Below are 16,152 nucleotides of genomic sequence, written 5' to 3'. Positions count from 1 at the left end.
CGGTTTAGCGGGGGCAACTACAGTCGGCCGAAAGATCGATGTTTTCGGTGTAGTCGCTGGCTGCTGCAAGAAGCTCACTTTGGTGGGACTCAGTACGATCAATAATGTCCTCGCCGGAACGGTAGTCGAACACCCCTGCCCAAAGGGAGTTGCCATTCCTGTCCATTATTAGGGCGACTTCAAAGCCGAAGTTTTCAAAGGTGTCGGGTTGTAGGTTCGACGTGACATATCTTTGATTAAGGTCATTGCTGAATTCATAGGTGTCATCCCAGGCCGCCCAGTCGTAAACGGTGAACTCAATCGTTTCGAGCTGGGCTTCGATACGTCTGACCACCCGGTCTATCTGGTCACGGGCAGAGTCGCGCTCTATGGTGGCGAACGCCGGGAAAATGAGATGTCGCTGAATGAAGAAGGAGGCCACCGCAAGCACGACGGCCATCAGAACAATCGGTATGGTTGTTTTTGCGAAAATGGACATAGCCGTTCACCTGTCTGCTTGGCTCAAGCTTAGGCGATGCAACTATGTCCTGCTGTATTTTTTCGTAAGACTCCGTTAAAGGTTGGCTTCTGCGTACTCCGCCAGAACAGAACGTGGGACGCCCTGTAGGTGAATGTGCCCGCCATGGCGGAAACTCTTGAAGCGCTCGGTCATGTAGGTGAGTCCCGAGCTCAGGGCGCTCAGATAAGGGGTGTCGATCTGAGCCAGGTTACCCAAGCAGATCACTTTGGAGCCGTTGCCGGCACGGGTGATGATGGTCTTGATCTGATGCGGCGTCAGGTTCTGGGATTCGTCGATGATGATCAGGCTGTGTTGGAAGCTGCGGCCACGAATGTAGTTCATCGACTTGAAGTGCAATGGCACCTTGCTGAGGATGTAGTCCACGCTGGCGGTCATATTTTCATCGTCTTCGTGGAGAGCTTCGAGGTTGTCCACGATGGCCCCCAGCCAGGGCTCCATTTTCTCCGCTTCGGTGCCGGGGAGGAAGCCAATGTCCTCGTCCAGACCCTGAGTGCTACGGGTGGCGATGATGCGTTTGTACAGCTTGCTGGCAACCGTCATTTCGATACAGGCCGCGAGGGCGAGGATGGTTTTACCGGAGCCGGCGGAACCGGTCAGGTTTACCAGGTGGATATCGGGGTCCAGCAGCAGGTTCAGGGCAATGGCCTGGTATATATCCCGCGGTACCAGGCCCCAGACTTCCTCGTGCATCAGATCGTGCTGGTGCAGATCCCGAATGACAATCTGGTCTTCGCCCACATCAGACACCTTGCCAACGAATCCCTGTTCATCAATAACGAACTCGTTGATGGTCAGCCTGGCCAGGTCGCCCTCACGACGAAGGATGTGTTCGGTAATACCCTCCCGCTGGATGGTTTCGACCTTCTCGATGGTGTCCCAGAACGAGTTCGGGAATTCTTTGTACCCTTTCGGCAGCAGGTCAATATCGTCCAGCAGCATGTCGTTGTGATAGTCCTGGGCCTCCACGCCGAAGCCCCGGGCTTTCAATCGCATGTTGATGTCCTTGCTGACAAGGATGATGTCGCGCGATGTGTGGCGGGTTTGCAGGGCCGCCAGGGTATTGATGATCTTGTTGTCGTTCAGGTGCTCGGGCAGGCCATGGTTGCCCTGGTAGTCCGTGCTCATCAGTATCGATAACGCGCCGAGCGGTTCTGCTTTCTTGCCGCGCACGATGGGTACGCCTTTCTCGATTTCTCCTGGGCTGGCGTCACCCAGCAACTTGTCGATGTTGCGGATGGCCTGTCGGCAATCGGCAGCAACGGCCTGTTTGCCGGATTTGAGACTGTCGAGTTCTTCGAGGACCGTCATCGGAATGATGACGTCGTGTTCTTCAAAGTTCAGGAGGGCGTTCGGGTCGTGGATGAGGACGTTGGTGTCGAGGACATACATCTTTCTGCGAGCCTGCGATGCTCTTGGCATAGGGTGTGATACCTCTCTGGTCAGCCGTTCCCGGCACAGCGGTTGGTGAGCTCCTGGTCGGAGATCAGTTTGAGCATGTCATACGTGGTCACAATACCGGTGATCTTTTCGTCTTTGGTGATGAAAATCCGGTGCAGGTGTTCACGCATCATAATATCGGCAATGTCGCGCACAGGCGTTTGCTCGTCAACCGATAAAACGATAGGGGTCATGATGTCACGCACTTCCACCGGCACCTTGCCCATCTCCTCAAAAATGGCCATGCGCAGGCGCCGGGCTTCGTGTTCTTCTTCCGGGGTCATGCGCGCATCGGACTCGGAACGGCTGGCGTTCCAGCGGAATTCGGTGATGTCCTTCAGGGTGGCAATGCCGACAATCTCGCCCGTTTCGTCGGTAACCGGGCTGCCGGTGATTTCGTTGTCAGTGAGGAACCTGGCCAGACGGTCCATCGTCCAGGATTGGGGTACGGCCTTGATGCTCGGGGTCATGATCTCGTAGGCGAGAACGGTCATTGACGAATCGGCTCCGTTAGCAGGTCCTTTGTAAAAGAGCTTAGCTGTTGCTGATGTTCTAGTCATCCCCTGATTCAGCTTTGGGGGCTACATCTTTCAGTTGGCCCTGCGAGTCATAGATCAGTTCGTAGTTCTGGTAACGGTCCCACTGGGCAACCCGTTCCAACTGCTCCATGGAACGGATAGGAATGTCCACCAGCAGGGTGTTGACCAGCCAGCCGGGTATCGAACCGTTTGGCTCGGTGTGTTGAACCCAGATCATCCGGGTCTGGCCGTCTTCGGGAATAAAGCGGTAAAGGGTGTCGGACTTGTCGACACGGATGTAGTCATCTTCCTCGGCCCGTTGATCGGGAATGGCGTTGAGGTCCATCACGATTTCGCCGTCGACCTGTTGGCCCCGGGTGCGAATCCGTAGTACGTAATCCCGGTCGGTGACCGGCCAGGGCATATCGTTGACCGAGTAGGCGTAGCGCTCATCAAAGTCACCCGAGCCGAAGGCATAGGATTCCGAGCAGTTATGAACCCACTGAACACAGGATTTGGGATTGATCATAACCGCCATCAGATTCTCGATCGGCACATCAAGCACAGCCACAGCCTTGAAGGCCTGGAAGCTGGAGTTCGGCTGATCAGTGGTATAGACCCGGATACGATCGGTTTCCTTGCGAAGGCTCCAGTTTTCTGAGTCTTCGGCTGGCAGCCCGGCGAAGGTCAAACCTGAGGCCTGCAGGAAAACCGTGGTGGCTGCGAGCCAGATGACGCGTCGATTGGCCGGGCGTTGGTTGCCACGGGCTCTCAGGTTTTGCATGAGGTACACTTCCTTGAACATGGTCGGGCGAGTCTAGCACGACTGATCTGGTGCCAACCTGCTACGATCGGGGGTTTGTGAACTGGGTAACTGACTGAATTCCTGACGTTAACATTTGGCCCGAATTGACGATGAAAAAACCGAACAAGCGACTGATCGATGACCGAGGGCGGATTCCCTACGGCGTATTGGACACACCAGTGGATGTCATCAACTACCGGGACTTTGACCTCCGTACGGTGATGGATAAACCGCGCTCGGCCCTGGCCCGTAAAGCCCGTTTTAACCAGTTCCAGTTCGTCAGTGCGATGGCGCCGGGTTGGGTGTTCGGGCTGGCGGTAGTGGATCTGAAACTGGTCAGTACGGCGTTTTTCTATCTTTATGATTTCAAGACCGGGCAGATGCTGGAGCAGTCCCTGACGCAGCCATTGGCGAAGGGAACTCACATTGAGCCAAGGCCTGAAACCGGGGTGACGGAGTTTCGTAAAGGGAAAACATGCGTTCGTATTACGTCGGACGGCCACTCGCGTGGTGTGTTGGTTTCCGGCCCCGGTGACCTCCGGATAGCCCTGAATATAGAAGGGGACACCCGCCCTCTGCGACTGGTGTGCCCAGCCGGTTACAGCGGTTGGGTGTTTACCCGTAAATCAGCGGGTCTGCCGGTGTCCGGAGACATTCGGTGGCAGGGACAGAGCTGGCAATGCGACTCGCTGTCACGCGCAGCCGTTGATTGGAGTTGCGGCTTTATGAGGCGCGAAACCGCCTGGAACTGGGCGAGTGTGGCAGGGGTGCTGGCAGATGGTCGTGCCGTTGGTCTCAATCTGGCGGCGGGCGTGAATGAAACCGGTATGACGGAAAATGCGCTCTGGCTGGAAGGGCGCTGTATCAAGCTCGGGCAGGCCCGTTTCGTGTTTGATCGCTACGATGAAACCGCACCCTGGCAGGTCACCACGGACGATGGCAGGATCGATCTCTGGTTTGAGCCATCGGGGGTTCGGCGGGAGCGACTCAATGCATGGCTGATTGCCTCCAATTTCCGCCAGTACATTGGTACCTTTTCCGGCACAGTGCGCGATGAGGCGGGCAACTCAGTCCCCGTAGACGGGCTACGGGGACTGATGGAGGATCACTTCGCACGCTGGTAGTGGCGCGGTCAGTGTTCCGGCAGGGTAACGTTTAGTTCCAGTACCGAACAGCTGTCGTTGCGGTCAACTTCCACCTGGACCTGGTCATCGCTGATCTGAACGTACTTGCGGATGACCGCAAGCAGCTCTTTCTGCAATTCTGGCAGGTAGTCAGGTTGGTCGCGCTGGCCCCGTTCGTGGGCAACAATGATCTGTAGGCGTTCCTTGGCAACGCTGGCGGACCGGTTGTTTTTCTTGCTCTTGAAATAATCCAGGAAACTCATCCGTCAGCCCCCCTTGAACATCCGTGAGAAGAAACCTTTTTTCTGGGACGTCATGAAGCGATGTTCTCGCTCCTCACCCAGAAGGCGGGCCACGGCATCATCATAGGCCTGTCCGGCATCGCTGTCTTCCTCAAGAATGACCGGAACGCCCTGGTTGGAGGCATTCAGTACCACCTGGGACTCCGGAATCACGCCCAGCAGGGGGATGGCGAGAATTTCCTCCACATCGGCCACGGAAAGCATTTCGCCCTTTTCCACCCGATCCGGGTTGTAGCGGGATAGCAGCAGGTGTTCTTTTACGGGGTCCTGCCCCATCTCGGCTCTCCGCGATTTGCTCTGCAGGATGCCGAGAATACGGTCTGAATCCCGCACGGAGGACACTTCCGGGTTGGTAACAACTACCGCCTCATCGGCATAGTAGAGCGCCATCAGGGCGCCATGCTCAATGCCGGCGGGAGAATCACAGACAATGTAGTCAAACCGCTCGGACAGCTCGTTGATCACCTTCTCAACGCCATCTTTGGTCAGGGCTTCCTTTTCCCGGGTCTGGGAGGCCGGCAGGATATACAGGGTGTCGACCCGTTTGTCCCGGATCAGAGCCTGGTTGAGAGTGGCTTCGCCCTGGATCACATTCACGAAGTCGTACACCACCCTGCGTTCGCAGTTCATGATGAGATCCAGGTTGCGCAGGCCCACGTCGAAATCGATCACCACGGTTTTGTGGCCTCGCTTCGCCAGGCCGGTGCTGATAGAGGCGCTGGTTGTGGTTTTACCTACGCCACCTTTTCCTGAGGTAACGACAATGATTCTAGCCAAGGTTGCATTCCTGTTTTGCGGTGGATTCGTCGTTTTTCCCGCCCGTGCGGGTAGTTACGTTCTTTTCAGGCCTTCTCCAGTGGCGTTACCACCAGCAGGTCATCCCTGAGCTGGATCTGTACGGCGGTTTTCCAGCCGTTGTCCTGAAGATCTTCGGAGATTTTATAGTGTCCGGCGATGGACACAAGCTCTGCTTCAAGAGACTGGCAGAATACCCGTGCATGTTCCGCGCCGTGAATACCCGCGAGGGCCCGCCCGCGCAATGGTCCGTACACATGAACGTTGCCGGCCGCAAGCACTTCGGCGCCGGCTTGAACCGGCGCAAGGATGATCAGGTCGCCCTCGGGTGCGTAAACCTGCTGGCCCGAACGGACTGGCTGATTGATGATTTTCGCGGGCGCTGGCTCACCCGGATTCTCGACCCTGGCGGGAGTCGGGTTTTCGGTCGGTTCAGTGGCGGCCGATTCCGTGGCCGGCGCGGTATCGATGTCCCGGTCGCGCTGGTTGCCACCGGGAAGCAGCGCCAATGACGCACCGCGGGCGAGGCGGCGCTGATCATCGTTGCCACCGCGTACGCCGATGACATGGATGTTGTGGCGGCGGCAGGCGCCGATGATCTTGAAAAAATCCAGTTCGCTGCTCAGCCCCTCATACTTTTCCAGGCTGATGATCAGGGGGATGTCCTTGAAGAATCCGGGTGCCTGGCTGATTTTGTCTCTGAGCGTGCTTTCGAAGTCGTCATTGTCAAAAAAATACAGCTCCAGTGCGGTCATGGAAACGTTCGCACTCTTCAGTTGGAAGCACTGCTTTACCCCGGATACGGCGGTCTCGCTCATGGATGGGTCTCTTCCGTGGTGTCGTCCTGAGTGGTGCCCGGGCGTTTACGAAGCGCCGGGCCGTCAAAGCGGATACCGGACCAGCCGGTGCCCATGAACTGGCGGATGTTGCCATGGCTTTCACCTGCCGGTTCGTCCAGCACTTGCTGGTAGTGCTGGGCAAACAGACACAAAGTGTCGGATTCGGTCAGGTTGCAGTATTGGGCCAGGGAAAATACCCGGCATGAACCGGCGTTCTCGCCGGTGCCATTGTACAGCGGTCCGTTGTGAAACCCGGTGGGCTGATAGTCGAAGAATCGGTCAATCAGCGCCAGGGTATCGTCAAAGTCGCCATGGCCGGCCTCAACCGATGCCAGGTGGATACGAACCGCGTCATTGACGTTCATGCCTTGTGGTCCTGTTTGGGCCCTTGCTGGTAGCGGGCTTTCCACTCTTCATAAGGCATGCCGTAGATGATCTCCCGGGCGTCCGGGTCAGACAGCTCGAAGCCTCTCTCGGCGGCTTCGGCGCGATACCATTTGGAGAGGCAATTGCGACAGAACCCTGCCAGGTTCATAAGGTCAATATTCTGGACCTCGGTGTGCTCGCGCAGATGGTTGACCAGCTTTCGAAACGCGGCGGCTTCAATTTCCGTCTGCGATTGTTCTGGGATCGGGTTTGTCATGATTGCTCACACCTGTCTCTGTCGTCGTTGGGAGTTGCTAATTGGAGCTCCTGACATTCTCAGCATGTTACCGTAAGATACAAGGCTGTACATATGTACAGATAATTTACTTGATTGAAGAGTCATGGCCCAGCGCAAGATTATCCATGTAGATTGCGACTGCTTCTACGCCGCCGTGGAAATGCGGGACGATCCCTCATTAAGGGAAGTTCCGTTGGCCGTGGGTGGCGAAGGTGGCCGCGGAGTGGTTACCACCTGCAACTATAAAGCGAGGGCTTTTGGCGTGCGGTCCGCCATGCCTGGCGGCGAAGCCCGGCGCTTGTGCCCCGGCCTGGTGACCGTGCCGCCGGACATGGCCCGCTACCGGGCGGTGTCGAAACAGGTGATGGCCATCCTGAGGGAATTGACCGATCTGGTGGAGCCGCTGTCGCTGGACGAAGCCTTCCTGGATGTCAGCGAGGTAACCGAGCATAAGGGCAGTGCCACGTTGATGGCGCAATACTTGCGCAAGCGAGTGAAAGATGAGGTGGGTATCACTATTTCCGCCGGTGTGGCCCCCAACAAGTTCCTGGCGAAGATTGCCAGTGACTGGAAAAAACCTGACGGCCTGTTCGTGATCCGCCCTGAGGACGTCAAGGGTTTCGTTCAGGACCTGAAGGTCGAAAAGCTTTTTGGCGTGGGGCAAGTGACCGCTGGCAAACTTCACACGATGGGCGTTGCCACCTGTGGCGACATTCAGGCGCTACCCGCTGAAGCCCTGCCGGAGAAGTTTGGCAAGCAGGGGTACCGGCTGCGGGAAATGGCGTTCGGCCGTGATGATCGGGATGTGGTGGTGTCGCGCATTGCCAAGTCCGTCAGCGTGGAACGGACCTTTTCCCAGGACCTGCCGGACAAGCGCGCCTGCGAGTCGGTGATGGCCTCGCTGGTGGCCGACCTGAACCTCCGGCTCAGCCGCAAGGCCGGCCGAAAACCCATTCACAAACTGTTTATCAAGATTCGTTACAGCGACTTTTCCACCCATACCCTGGAGCGTGTGCGCGACCGGATTCAGGAGCCCGAGCTGGAAGACTATCAGCCGCTGCTGGATGAACTGGTGACTGATACGGGCCGCCCGGTGCGCCTGCTGGGGTTGGGCGTGCGCTTTCGCAGTGATGAGTCGCCGGTTATGCAACTGCGGCTATTTGAATAAACCGGTCGTACAGGCCGTTAACCGAAGCCAGGCCCAGGCAACCGCCGATCAAGGCGCCTGCCGCTACATCGCTGGGGTAATGAAGGCCGAGCACGACCCGGGAGGCGGCAACACTCAGGGTGAACGGCAACAACAGCCAGGCCACCTCAGGCGCTGTCATGGCCAGCACCGTATTGAAGCAGACGGCATGTAGGGTGTGACCGGACGGAAAGCTGTAACGGTCCAGGGGCGGTGTGCCGCAGTTTATCGAAGGAAACGATATAAACGGGCGCTCGCGGATCAGCCAGCGCTTCAGCAGCTTGTAGGTAATGGTGCAGGTCAGGCCGGTAGCCACCATCAGCAGCGCGATGGCGAGCCCGGCCTGAGGCATAAGCACTGGCATCGACAGGATGACCAGATACCATAGCCAGCCATCACCCAGCCGGCTGACAACCTTGAAGTACCCCTGCACCGGGCGAAACCGCAGAGAGCGATTGATGGACTGGCAGAGGGCAAATTCCCTCTGATCCACCACGTTAAAGAAGCGAGATGCCTTGCTTGTGGAGGGCATTGTAGTTGTTCCTCAGTGGCTGGTTCAGTATCAGGTGTTCGAACTGCTCAACCTGTGCGGCCCAATTCAGGTCCAGTGCGTCCAGGCGCGCCTGTGCCCGTACCCTGTTCATCAGGGTTGGCTGGTCGGCCAGGCGCAGGGCATGGTCGACAAAACCTTCGTCGTTGCTGAGCTGAGCCTTCATGCCGTTGTCTTCATGGCGGATATGTTCGCTGGCGGCGGCATCGTCAAAAGCAACCACCGCCAGGCCGCTGGCCATGGCTTCAGTAACCACGTTGCCGAAGGTGTCGGTTTTGCTGGGGAACAGGAAGATGTCACCGGAGGCATAGTGCCGGGCCAGATCTTCGCCACGGCGGGTTCCTGCAAAAACGTAATCCGGATGGCGTTCGGCAAGGCGCTTGCGCATCGGTCCATCACCTACGAGTATGAATTTCGCGCAGGGGTGCAGCCCGCGGATACGCTCAAAGCATGACACCGCCATCTGAAGGTTTTTTTCCGGAGCGAGGCGACCAACATAGAGTACCGCGCGGTCGTTGGCTTGCAGTCCCCATTGTTGCCGGAGCACCGCGTCCCGTTTGTGGGGCGAAAAACGGGTGCAGTCAACGCCGCGACTCCAGACCGATGTCGGTTGAATGCCCATGTCATGGGTGGTTTGTGCGATTTTCCGGGTGGGCACCAGTGTTATGGCCGTCCTGTTGTGAAACCAACGGCCGTAGCTGCACAACAGTTTTTCCAGGAACCCGGCACCATAGTAGCGACTGTAGGCATGGAAGTTGGTGTGAAAACCGGAGCTGACCGGGATGCCGGCCCGTCTGGCGGCCGCAACGGCCGCTACGCCGAGGGGGCCTTGGGTGGCAACGTAAATGGCATCCGGGCGTTGATGCTTCCAGAGTGAGGCCAGGAAGCCCGGCCGGGTCATTCCGAACCTCAGGTCACTGTAACCCGGTAGCGGCAGGCCGGTCACAACTTGCTCGTCGGAAAACAGGCATTCCCCGGCACCTTCGAATCGCCCTTTTGATTCATGGCGCTGGCGTGGACGGATGACCGTTACCTTGTGGCCACGTTGCATCAGGCCCAGGCATAGGTGCCTGAGGGTGTTCGCCACGCCATTGATTTCCGGAGGAAAGGTCTCCGAAACAATGGTAATGTGGTGCTTGCGCCCTGAAGCCTGGGTGACTCTCATCGCGGTGTTACCTGTGGTTTCCTCTTTCATGCCTCCACTATGGAAACCTGGCATGACAGTTCCGGGACAATCCCGTGACAATCCCTTTACCTTTTTCACCAATCAGATTCGGGAGTACGCATGAAAACCCGCAAGCTCGGCAGGACCGACATTGATGTAAGCGAGATTTGCCTGGGCACCATGACCTGGGGCGAGCAAAATACCGAACAGCAAGCGTTTGAGCAGCTGGATCTGGCCACCTCCGAGGGCATTAATTTCATCGATGCCGCGGAGATGTACCCGGTGCCCCCGCGGGCTGAAACCCAGGGCCTCACGGAAAGCTATCTGGGCAACTGGCTGGCGAAGCGGGGCCGTCGCGACGACCTGGTGATAGCCTCCAAGGTGGCGGGGCCGGGTAATGGACTGGATTACCTCCGGGATGGTCCGCGCCTGACCCGGGACCATATTCGTCAGGCCTGTGAAGACAGCCTGCGCCGGCTCAAGACCGATTATATCGACCTCTACCAGGTGCACTGGCCGGATCGTAACGCCAATTTCTTTGGCAAGCTGGGGTACCGGCACAGTGTGGACGAGCAGGCTACCCCCATTGAGGAGACACTGGGCACACTGGCGGAGCTGGTCAAGGAAGGGAAAGTCCGCCACGTAGGAATCTCCAACGAAACCCCATGGGGAACGAACGAATACCTCAGGCTGGCCCGGGAGCATGACTGGCCCAGGGTTGTCAGCGTGCAGAACCCCTATAACCTGCTCAACCGCACGTTTGAAGTGGGAATGGCGGAAATTGCCTGCCGTGAGCAGGTTGGTCTGCTCGCATACTCCCCGCTGGCCTTCGGCATGCTCTCTGGCAAATATCTCGACGGTAAACGCCCGGAAGGCGCCAGGATGACCTTGTTTGAGCGCTTCACCCGTTACACCAGCGGTCGTGGTGCCGAAGCGACCCGAGCCTATGTAGACCTGGCGGCCAGCCACGGGCTGTCACCGGTACAGATGGCGCTGGCGTACGTGACCAGCCGTGATTTCGTTACCAGCAACATTATTGGGGCCACGACGCTTGAGCAGCTTCGTGAGAACCTGGGGTCAGCGTCGGTGTCCCTGAGCGAAGAGGTGCTTGGGGAGATAGAGAACCTTAACCAGGTGTACACCTACCCCTGCCCTTAATCCTGCAAGCGTTACGGTTTTTTAACAGTTCCCATCGTGAAGCAACCACTCTGACCGTTACAGGCGGCAGAGTGGGGTGCTTACAGTTTGCAACAAAGATTGCTGTTTTCTTGACAAAAATGCGGTGATCCTGTGACAAAAAATCGGCGCTTTTGTGTGCAAAATCACATCTTTCTGACCTTTAATCATTAGACTTAAGCATTACATGACAGTAGAATTCCGCTTCGATTACAGGTTGCCAGATTTATTATGATTATCCGTATCTTCGTCGCACTTCTTGCACTCAATATGATCGCCTTCGTCGTTCGCGCCGAAGCGAGCGAACGTGTGTTTGCAGACGAAGTCCCGGCCGAGAACGTGTATCAGCTTCAGGAAGAGATGTCGGGTGACTTCGAGCGTGAAGAATCCGACATGTATGCGACCATTGGTTCGCGCCTGCTGAGCCTCAGTCTCAGCAGCTCAGATTCAGGAAAGAAGTCCTACGCGTCAGATCGCGCCAAGCCGGACCACGGTATTGCATTGCTTGAAGAGGGCGCCTGCCTCAACCTTCGCTGGAATTTCTGAACCCCCACCGACGTTTTCTCCTTCTGAACCCTGACTGACCTCCCACGAATCCCCGCCACCGCTTATCTGTCTCTGCGCATTGCCTGTCGCAATGGCACATGTGATTATCCGTACCGGTAAGCATTCTGACGGCAACTAAGGGAGTAACACTATGGCCGAGATGGTGGAGGAACAACCGGTAACGCTCGCAGACAGCAGCGCCTGTGTGGACGAGCTGATTCGCCGGGTGGGTAAGCGCATCACACTCGGCCTGCCACTGGGGCTTGGTAAACCCATACGTTTTACCAATGCTCTCTACCAGCGTGCCAAGGACGATCCGTCCATAGAGCTTCACATTGTCACGGCGCTATCCCTGACCGCGCCCGGTGGCAGTTCATCGCTGGAAAAGCGTTTCATGGGCCCGTTCGCCGAGCGCCTGTACGGGCGGATTCCGGAACTTGATTACGCACGGGACGTGATTGGCCAGCGTTTGCCTGGGAACGTGCGGGTATCCGAGTTTTTCTTCAAGGCCGGGTCCTTTCTGAGTAACAAGGACCAACAGCGCAACTATGTCTGTACCAACTACACCCATGCCGTGCGCGACCTTATGGCGCTCGGTGTCAATGTCGTCGGCCAGATGGTGGCTCCGGCGACCGAGCCGGATCAGGAGGGCTACGTTAGCCTGAGCTGCAACCCGGATCTGAGTCTGGACCTGCTGCCCCTGTTACGGGCGCGGGAAGCGGCCGGAACCCCCGTGGCGTTGGTGGCAGAGACCAACAGCCATTTGCCCTTTCTCGGCAATGACGCCGCCGTCGAGATGGGCCAGTTTGATATCGTCCTGGAGCATGCCGCCTCCGACTACCCCCTGTTTTCGGCACCGCAAATGGCGGTCAGCCCGGAAGATCACCTTATCGGGTTCTACGCCAGTGCGTTGCTCCGGGATGGAGGGACCCTGCAGGTGGGGATTGGCTCGCTGGGCGCGGCGTTGGTTCACAGCGCGATTCTGCGGCATCGTCACAACGAGCATTGGAAGCAGGTGTTTGATCACCTGAAGGTGGCAGACCGCTTCCCGGTGGTTTCCGGGTACGGTGGCACGGATGTCTTCGAGGAGGGACTCTACGGCTGCAGTGAAATGATGGTGGATGGTTTTATTTACCTCATGGAGGCGGGTGTCCTGACCCGCGAGGTGTTTGATCATGCCGGACTGCAAACATTGATAAACCGGGGCGAACTTACTCACAGTGTTTCTCTCGACACCCTTGATGTCCTGCGGCGGGAACAGTTGATCGACTCGCCGTTACGGGCCAGGGACGTGCAGTGGCTGTGTCGTTACGGCATCCTGAATCCGGAGGTCGAGTTCAAAGGCGGGCGGTTGCGTGTGGGCGAGCAATCCCTGGATCCGGATCTGGACAGTGAAGAGGCGAGAAGCGCCATTGAGTCGTTGGCCCTGGGAAAGTCACTGACCGGAGGGATTGTGGTGCATGGTGGTTTCTTCGTCGGCCCCGAAGCCTTCTATCAGCGGTTGCGGGACCTGGCGCCGCGCGACCGCCAACGCATCTGCATGACCAGCGTCAACTACATCAACCACTTGTATGACCACGCGTTCGGCAACCAGCGTCTGAAAGCTGCACAGAGGGTGCATGGCCGGTTTATCAACTCGGCAATGATGCATACGCTAAGCGGTGCGGCCGTGTCCGACGGGCTGGAAGACGGCCGTGTGGTCAGCGGTGTTGGCGGCCAGTACAATTTTGTCGCCATGGCCCACGAGCTGCCGGGCGCGCGGTCTATCCTGACCCTGCGCAGTACCCGTAGGTCCGGTGAGGAAACACTGTCCAATATTGTCTTCAGTTACGGGCACTGCACCATTCCCCGTCATCTTCGCGATATAGTCATCACCGAGTACGGTATTGCGGATCTGAGGGGCCAGTCCGACGAGCAGGTATACCTGCAACTGATCCGCATTGCAGATTCCCGTTTCCAGGCCGACTTGCTGAAGCAGGCCCAGAAAGCGGGAAAAGTAGATGCATCGTTCCGTCTGCCTGAGCACTGGTGCAATAACACGCCGGAGGCGGTTGGAGAGGCTGTAAAGATCGCCGGGGACACGGATATGTTTCCAGCATTCCCGTTCGGGCGGGACTTTACCGATGAAGAACTCCGGCTGGGCAAGGCTTTACAAACTCTGAAGGCCGCAACGGCGACTCGTCGTGGTAAACTGTTGACCGTGTGGCGCGCCGTCAAGGCAAACGATGACGAAAATCGCTACCAGCCGTTGCTGGAGCGTATGAGCCTGGATAAGCCCCGGAGCCTGAAGGCGAGACTGGACCGGCGCCTGGTTATCCATGGCCTGAATCTGACTGATACACCCCCGAATACAGGAAACACAAACGCCTGATGCAAAAACCTGCTGTATTAACCGTCCACTATGTCCTCAAGAACAAGCTCGGTGAGCTGGTTGACACCTCCGAGGGCAGCGAGCCGCTTCATTTCCTGGAAGGCAGCCCGGAAATCATCGAAGGCATCCAGAAAGCGGTGAAAGACCGTAATGTCGGCGATTGCCTGGAAGTGACCGTGCCGCCAGCCATGGCGTACGGAGAACATAATCCGGAGCTGATCCGTAAAGTACCCCGCTCCATGTTCGAGGGTGTGGAGAACCTGCAGGTAGGGATGAAATTTCAGACCAACACCGGCGACACGGCCCAGGTGGTACAGGTGGTAAGCATTGATGGCAACCTGGTGCGGGTGGATGCCAACCATCCGCTGGCGGGTTTTACCCTGTACTTTGATCTGGAGATCATCGGTAAGCGTGAAGCCACGGAAGAGGAAATCAACGCCGGCCATCCGCTGAGCTGAGTTACAGCTCCGGGCCGGCAACCGCTGTCGGCCTGTCTGATGCCTGGTCTGAAAGTCGTCCCGCCTGAATCTGCCGCAACCCATCGTGTACTGTCTGCCGCAAATCCCGCGTTACATCTTCCAGGTCCGTGCTGTCGTCGATCGTCACCACTGGATGGGCGATAACGCCGACCTCGACCGCCGGCTGGCGCAGCATGCGCATTAAATGATGCTGAAACTCATCGTCGCCAATAAACGGCGCCAAATGGTCGGGATGGCCGTTTCTCAAATAACCGATGCTCAGAGGTTGTATGTCCACGCCTGCATCCGCCGCGGCGTGAAGCAGTCGGCTATGGAAGGGCAGGACGGTCACTCCGGCTGTGGTGGTGCCTTCGGGAAACACCAGCACCGACTGCCCGTTCAGAAGGGTGCGGGCAATTTCGTCGCGGGCCTGGCCGGCTTTGCCACTGCCGCGCTGAATGAACAGCGTGCCCGCCTGCGTGGCCAGCCAACCGATCACCGGCCAGCGGCCCACTTCCGCTTTGGACAGGAAGCGCAGGGGCACCTGTCCGCCAAGTACAGGAATGTCCGACCAGGAGATATGGTTGCTGACGTAAAGCACGGGCTTTTCGCTGAAGGTGCCCTGCGTGGACATGCGAAAGCCAAGGCAGCGACTGGCTCCGTTAAAGCAGATGCGGGCGAAGGGTGCGCGGTCGATTTGGCAGCGGAGCAGGGTCTCAACCAGTAACAGGGTGCCGGCAAGCGTTGCCGTCAGGCCCATGAAGCCGGTAAAGAGCACCAGTCTTGCGGTCAGGCGTATCAGTTCCATAACCAATCCTCGGGTTGCCAGGGTAGTCCCGGTTGTCTACTGGGCCTGTTTACGCATGAAATGGCGGCTGTAGCGACTGGCCAGGTTGTTGACGTCCAGCACCACCAACAGGTCTGCGCAACGGAAGTCCGGGTCCCAGCAGGGCTCGCCGCAGACGCGGGCGCCGAGGCGCATGTAGGCCTTGATCAGTGCGGGAACGTCCACCGGGCGATCCTCGCTGACAGTGTGGGTCAGGTGCGGCATTGCCCGTAACGGGGTTACCCGGTACTCCTCGCCGGCCAGGAATTCCCGCTGCAGGTATCGGGCTATGCGCCAGGCTTTCAGGCCGCCATCTGACATACCGATACTGGCGCAGCCAATCAGGTAATCCACGTTTCGCGATACCAGGTATTCCGCAACGGACGCCCACAACAGGCTGATGGTCGCTCCATTACGATAGTCCGGGTGCACACAGGTTCTCCCAAGCTCGGCGACAGTCCCGGGGAGTTGGTAAAGGGAAGAGAGTTCGAACTCACCCTCGGAATAGAAGCCTCCGGCTTCCATGGCCTGGCTGTGGTGAAGCACTCGTGTTGTAGCCACCAGTTCACCGGTGTTCTCATCGGTGACAATCAGATGATCGCAGAATCGGTCAAACTCGTCCGCATCAACGCCGGGGACGGTAGCCCCCAGGTCAGAACCATACTCTTCCGAGAAAACCTGATAGCGCAGTTTCTGAGCGGATTCAACGAGATCCGGCTGTTGGGTTATGACGGTTTTGAGCTGTCGGGCCGAGCGTGACAGGCGGGCGGTCTGGGCGTTCATGGCAATGCCTCTTTGTTTCCACTTTTCGACAAGGCTATGAATCCGGTGTGACATCGGAATGAACGGGGGATGACGACTTTGTGACAA

General features: G+C 57.8%; 19 protein-coding genes. 6 read left to right on the top strand and 13 right to left on the bottom strand.

Annotated elements, in window-relative coordinates; translation table 11 throughout:
- Positions 1-4: 4 nt before the first annotated feature.
- The 4 genes from B2590_RS15670 to B2590_RS15655 form a co-directional block, all read right to left on the bottom strand.
- A complete protein-coding gene (locus B2590_RS15670; RefSeq protein ID WP_286810959.1) occupies positions 5-478 on the bottom strand; it encodes a CHASE4 domain-containing protein in 474 nt (157 codons plus the stop codon).
- Positions 479-553: 75 nt separating this feature from the next.
- Positions 554-1,939: a PhoH family protein gene (locus B2590_RS15665; protein ID WP_036204072.1), complete on the bottom strand. Its 1,386-nt coding sequence runs from the start codon at positions 1,937-1,939 to the stop codon at positions 554-556.
- Positions 1,940-1,959: 20 nt separating this feature from the next.
- Positions 1,960-2,451 carry a CBS domain-containing protein gene (locus B2590_RS15660; RefSeq protein WP_036204075.1) on the bottom strand — a complete coding sequence of 164 codons (492 nt, stop codon included), beginning with the start codon at positions 2,449-2,451 and terminating at the stop codon, positions 1,960-1,962.
- Between the two features lie 58 nt (positions 2,452-2,509).
- On the bottom strand, positions 2,510-3,259 hold the full coding sequence (locus B2590_RS15655) for an START domain-containing protein (RefSeq protein WP_075195994.1): 750 nt from the start codon (positions 3,257-3,259) through the stop codon (positions 2,510-2,512).
- A gap of 131 nt (positions 3,260-3,390) precedes the next feature.
- On the opposite strand from B2590_RS15655, the gene B2590_RS15650 reads away from it, so the two are divergent.
- A complete protein-coding gene (locus tag B2590_RS15650; RefSeq protein ID WP_286810960.1) occupies positions 3,391-4,404 on the top strand; it encodes a DUF2804 domain-containing protein in 1,014 nt (337 codons plus the stop codon).
- Positions 4,405-4,412: 8 nt separating this feature from the next.
- Here B2590_RS15650 and minE read toward each other — a convergent pair whose 3' ends face one another.
- From minE to B2590_RS15625, 5 genes are all read right to left on the bottom strand, one after another.
- Positions 4,413-4,667 (bottom strand): cell division topological specificity factor MinE, encoded by a 255-nt coding sequence (gene minE, locus B2590_RS15645; protein WP_007154416.1) that lies wholly within the window; start codon positions 4,665-4,667, stop codon positions 4,413-4,415.
- A gap of 3 nt (positions 4,668-4,670) precedes the next feature.
- Complete coding sequence (gene minD, locus B2590_RS15640; protein ID WP_036204085.1) at positions 4,671-5,483, bottom strand: septum site-determining protein MinD; 813 nt, start codon at positions 5,481-5,483, stop codon at positions 4,671-4,673.
- A 65-nt stretch (positions 5,484-5,548) separates the two neighbouring features.
- Complete coding sequence (minC, locus tag B2590_RS15635; protein WP_036204088.1) at positions 5,549-6,319, bottom strand: septum site-determining protein MinC; 771 nt, start codon at positions 6,317-6,319, stop codon at positions 5,549-5,551.
- Positions 6,316-6,705 (bottom strand): HopJ type III effector protein, encoded by a 390-nt coding sequence (locus B2590_RS15630; RefSeq protein ID WP_286810961.1) that lies wholly within the window; start codon positions 6,703-6,705, stop codon positions 6,316-6,318. Before B2590_RS15630 ends, minC begins: the two co-directional genes overlap by 4 nt.
- Complete coding sequence (locus tag B2590_RS15625) at positions 6,702-6,983, bottom strand: DUF1244 domain-containing protein (protein WP_036204094.1); 282 nt, start codon at positions 6,981-6,983, stop codon at positions 6,702-6,704. The genes B2590_RS15630 and B2590_RS15625 overlap by 4 nt, the downstream gene beginning before the upstream one ends.
- Positions 6,984-7,107: 124 nt before the next feature.
- On the opposite strand from B2590_RS15625, the gene dinB reads away from it, so the two are divergent.
- Positions 7,108-8,172: a DNA polymerase IV gene (gene dinB, locus B2590_RS15620; RefSeq protein ID WP_036204097.1), complete on the top strand. Its 1,065-nt coding sequence runs from the start codon at positions 7,108-7,110 to the stop codon at positions 8,170-8,172.
- Here the strand turns inward: dinB and B2590_RS15615 are convergent.
- Positions 8,147-8,722, bottom strand: a complete 576-nt coding sequence (locus B2590_RS15615; protein ID WP_036204101.1) for a phosphatase PAP2 family protein — start codon at positions 8,720-8,722, stop codon at positions 8,147-8,149. The genes dinB and B2590_RS15615 overlap by 26 nt on opposite strands.
- The gene (locus B2590_RS15610) at positions 8,688-9,935 is read right to left on the bottom strand and encodes a glycosyltransferase family 4 protein (protein ID WP_286810972.1); all 1,248 of its coding nucleotides are present in this window, start codon (positions 9,933-9,935) and stop codon (positions 8,688-8,690) included. The genes B2590_RS15615 and B2590_RS15610 overlap by 35 nt, the downstream gene beginning before the upstream one ends.
- 90 nt (positions 9,936-10,025) lie before the next feature.
- Here B2590_RS15610 and B2590_RS15605 point away from each other — a divergent pair, with 90 nt between their 5' ends.
- The 4 genes from B2590_RS15605 to B2590_RS15590 all read left to right on the top strand — a co-directional run bounded on the left by B2590_RS15605 (position 10,026) and on the right by B2590_RS15590 (position 14,456).
- Complete coding sequence (locus B2590_RS15605) at positions 10,026-11,063, top strand: NADP(H)-dependent aldo-keto reductase (protein ID WP_199448219.1); 1,038 nt, start codon at positions 10,026-10,028, stop codon at positions 11,061-11,063.
- 249 nt (positions 11,064-11,312) lie between these two features.
- The gene (locus B2590_RS15600; protein ID WP_199448218.1) at positions 11,313-11,627 is read left to right on the top strand and encodes a hypothetical protein; all 315 of its coding nucleotides are present in this window, start codon (positions 11,313-11,315) and stop codon (positions 11,625-11,627) included.
- Between the two features lie 160 nt (positions 11,628-11,787).
- Positions 11,788-13,998: an acetyl-CoA hydrolase/transferase C-terminal domain-containing protein gene (locus B2590_RS15595; protein ID WP_414673560.1), complete on the top strand. Its 2,211-nt coding sequence runs from the start codon at positions 11,788-11,790 to the stop codon at positions 13,996-13,998.
- Positions 13,998-14,456 carry an FKBP-type peptidyl-prolyl cis-trans isomerase gene (locus B2590_RS15590; RefSeq protein ID WP_007154405.1) on the top strand — a complete coding sequence of 153 codons (459 nt, stop codon included), beginning with the start codon at positions 13,998-14,000 and terminating at the stop codon, positions 14,454-14,456. Before B2590_RS15595 ends, B2590_RS15590 begins: the two co-directional genes overlap by 1 nt.
- 1 nt (position 14,457) lies before the next feature.
- Here the strand turns inward: B2590_RS15590 and B2590_RS15585 are convergent, their stop codons facing one another.
- Both B2590_RS15585 and B2590_RS15580 read right to left on the bottom strand, forming a co-directional pair.
- Positions 14,458-15,264, bottom strand: a complete 807-nt coding sequence (locus tag B2590_RS15585) for a lysophospholipid acyltransferase family protein (RefSeq protein WP_286810963.1) — start codon at positions 15,262-15,264, stop codon at positions 14,458-14,460.
- A gap of 36 nt (positions 15,265-15,300) precedes the next feature.
- A complete protein-coding gene (locus tag B2590_RS15580) occupies positions 15,301-16,065 on the bottom strand; it encodes a GNAT family N-acetyltransferase (protein ID WP_286810964.1) in 765 nt (254 codons plus the stop codon).
- Positions 16,066-16,152 lie beyond the last annotated feature (87 nt).

Source organism: Marinobacter sp. UBA3604, from assembly GCF_002375325.1.
GTDB classification, from domain to species: Bacteria; Pseudomonadota; Gammaproteobacteria; order Pseudomonadales; family Oleiphilaceae; genus Marinobacter; species Marinobacter salarius.
Note: the sequence above shows the minus strand (reverse complement) of the source record. Positions and strands in the feature narration are given on the sequence as shown.

Excerpts from the sequence above, each read along its gene's own strand:
- B2590_RS15630 (WP_286810961.1), bottom strand. The coding sequence starts at position 6,705 with ATGAACGTCAATGACGCGGTTCGTATCCACCTGGCATCGGTTGAGGCC.
- dinB (WP_036204097.1), top strand. The coding sequence starts at position 7,108 with ATGGCCCAGCGCAAGATTATCCATGTAGATTGCGACTGCTTCTACGCC.
- minC (WP_036204088.1), bottom strand. The coding sequence starts at position 6,319 with ATGAGCGAGACCGCCGTATCCGGGGTAAAGCAGTGCTTCCAACTGAAG.
- B2590_RS15625 (WP_036204094.1), bottom strand. The coding sequence starts at position 6,983 with ATGACAAACCCGATCCCAGAACAATCGCAGACGGAAATTGAAGCCGCC.
- B2590_RS15605 (WP_199448219.1), top strand. The coding sequence starts at position 10,026 with ATGAAAACCCGCAAGCTCGGCAGGACCGACATTGATGTAAGCGAGATT.
- B2590_RS15650 (WP_286810960.1), top strand. The coding sequence starts at position 3,391 with ATGAAAAAACCGAACAAGCGACTGATCGATGACCGAGGGCGGATTCCC.
- B2590_RS15585 (WP_286810963.1), bottom strand. The coding sequence starts at position 15,264 with ATGGAACTGATACGCCTGACCGCAAGACTGGTGCTCTTTACCGGCTTC.
- B2590_RS15595 (WP_414673560.1), top strand. The coding sequence starts at position 11,788 with ATGGTGGAGGAACAACCGGTAACGCTCGCAGACAGCAGCGCCTGTGTG.
- B2590_RS15665 (WP_036204072.1), bottom strand. The coding sequence starts at position 1,939 with ATGCCAAGAGCATCGCAGGCTCGCAGAAAGATGTATGTCCTCGACACC.
- minE (WP_007154416.1), bottom strand. The coding sequence starts at position 4,667 with ATGAGTTTCCTGGATTATTTCAAGAGCAAGAAAAACAACCGGTCCGCC.
- B2590_RS15590 (WP_007154405.1), top strand. The coding sequence starts at position 13,998 with ATGCAAAAACCTGCTGTATTAACCGTCCACTATGTCCTCAAGAACAAG.
- B2590_RS15610 (WP_286810972.1), bottom strand. The coding sequence starts at position 9,935 with ATGAAAGAGGAAACCACAGGTAACACCGCGATGAGAGTCACCCAGGCT.
- B2590_RS15580 (WP_286810964.1), bottom strand. The coding sequence starts at position 16,065 with ATGAACGCCCAGACCGCCCGCCTGTCACGCTCGGCCCGACAGCTCAAA.
- B2590_RS15600 (WP_199448218.1), top strand. The coding sequence starts at position 11,313 with ATGATTATCCGTATCTTCGTCGCACTTCTTGCACTCAATATGATCGCC.
- B2590_RS15660 (WP_036204075.1), bottom strand. The coding sequence starts at position 2,451 with ATGACCGTTCTCGCCTACGAGATCATGACCCCGAGCATCAAGGCCGTA.
- B2590_RS15615 (WP_036204101.1), bottom strand. The coding sequence starts at position 8,722 with ATGCCCTCCACAAGCAAGGCATCTCGCTTCTTTAACGTGGTGGATCAG.
- B2590_RS15655 (WP_075195994.1), bottom strand. The coding sequence starts at position 3,259 with ATGCAAAACCTGAGAGCCCGTGGCAACCAACGCCCGGCCAATCGACGC.
- B2590_RS15670 (WP_286810959.1), bottom strand. The coding sequence starts at position 478 with ATGTCCATTTTCGCAAAAACAACCATACCGATTGTTCTGATGGCCGTC.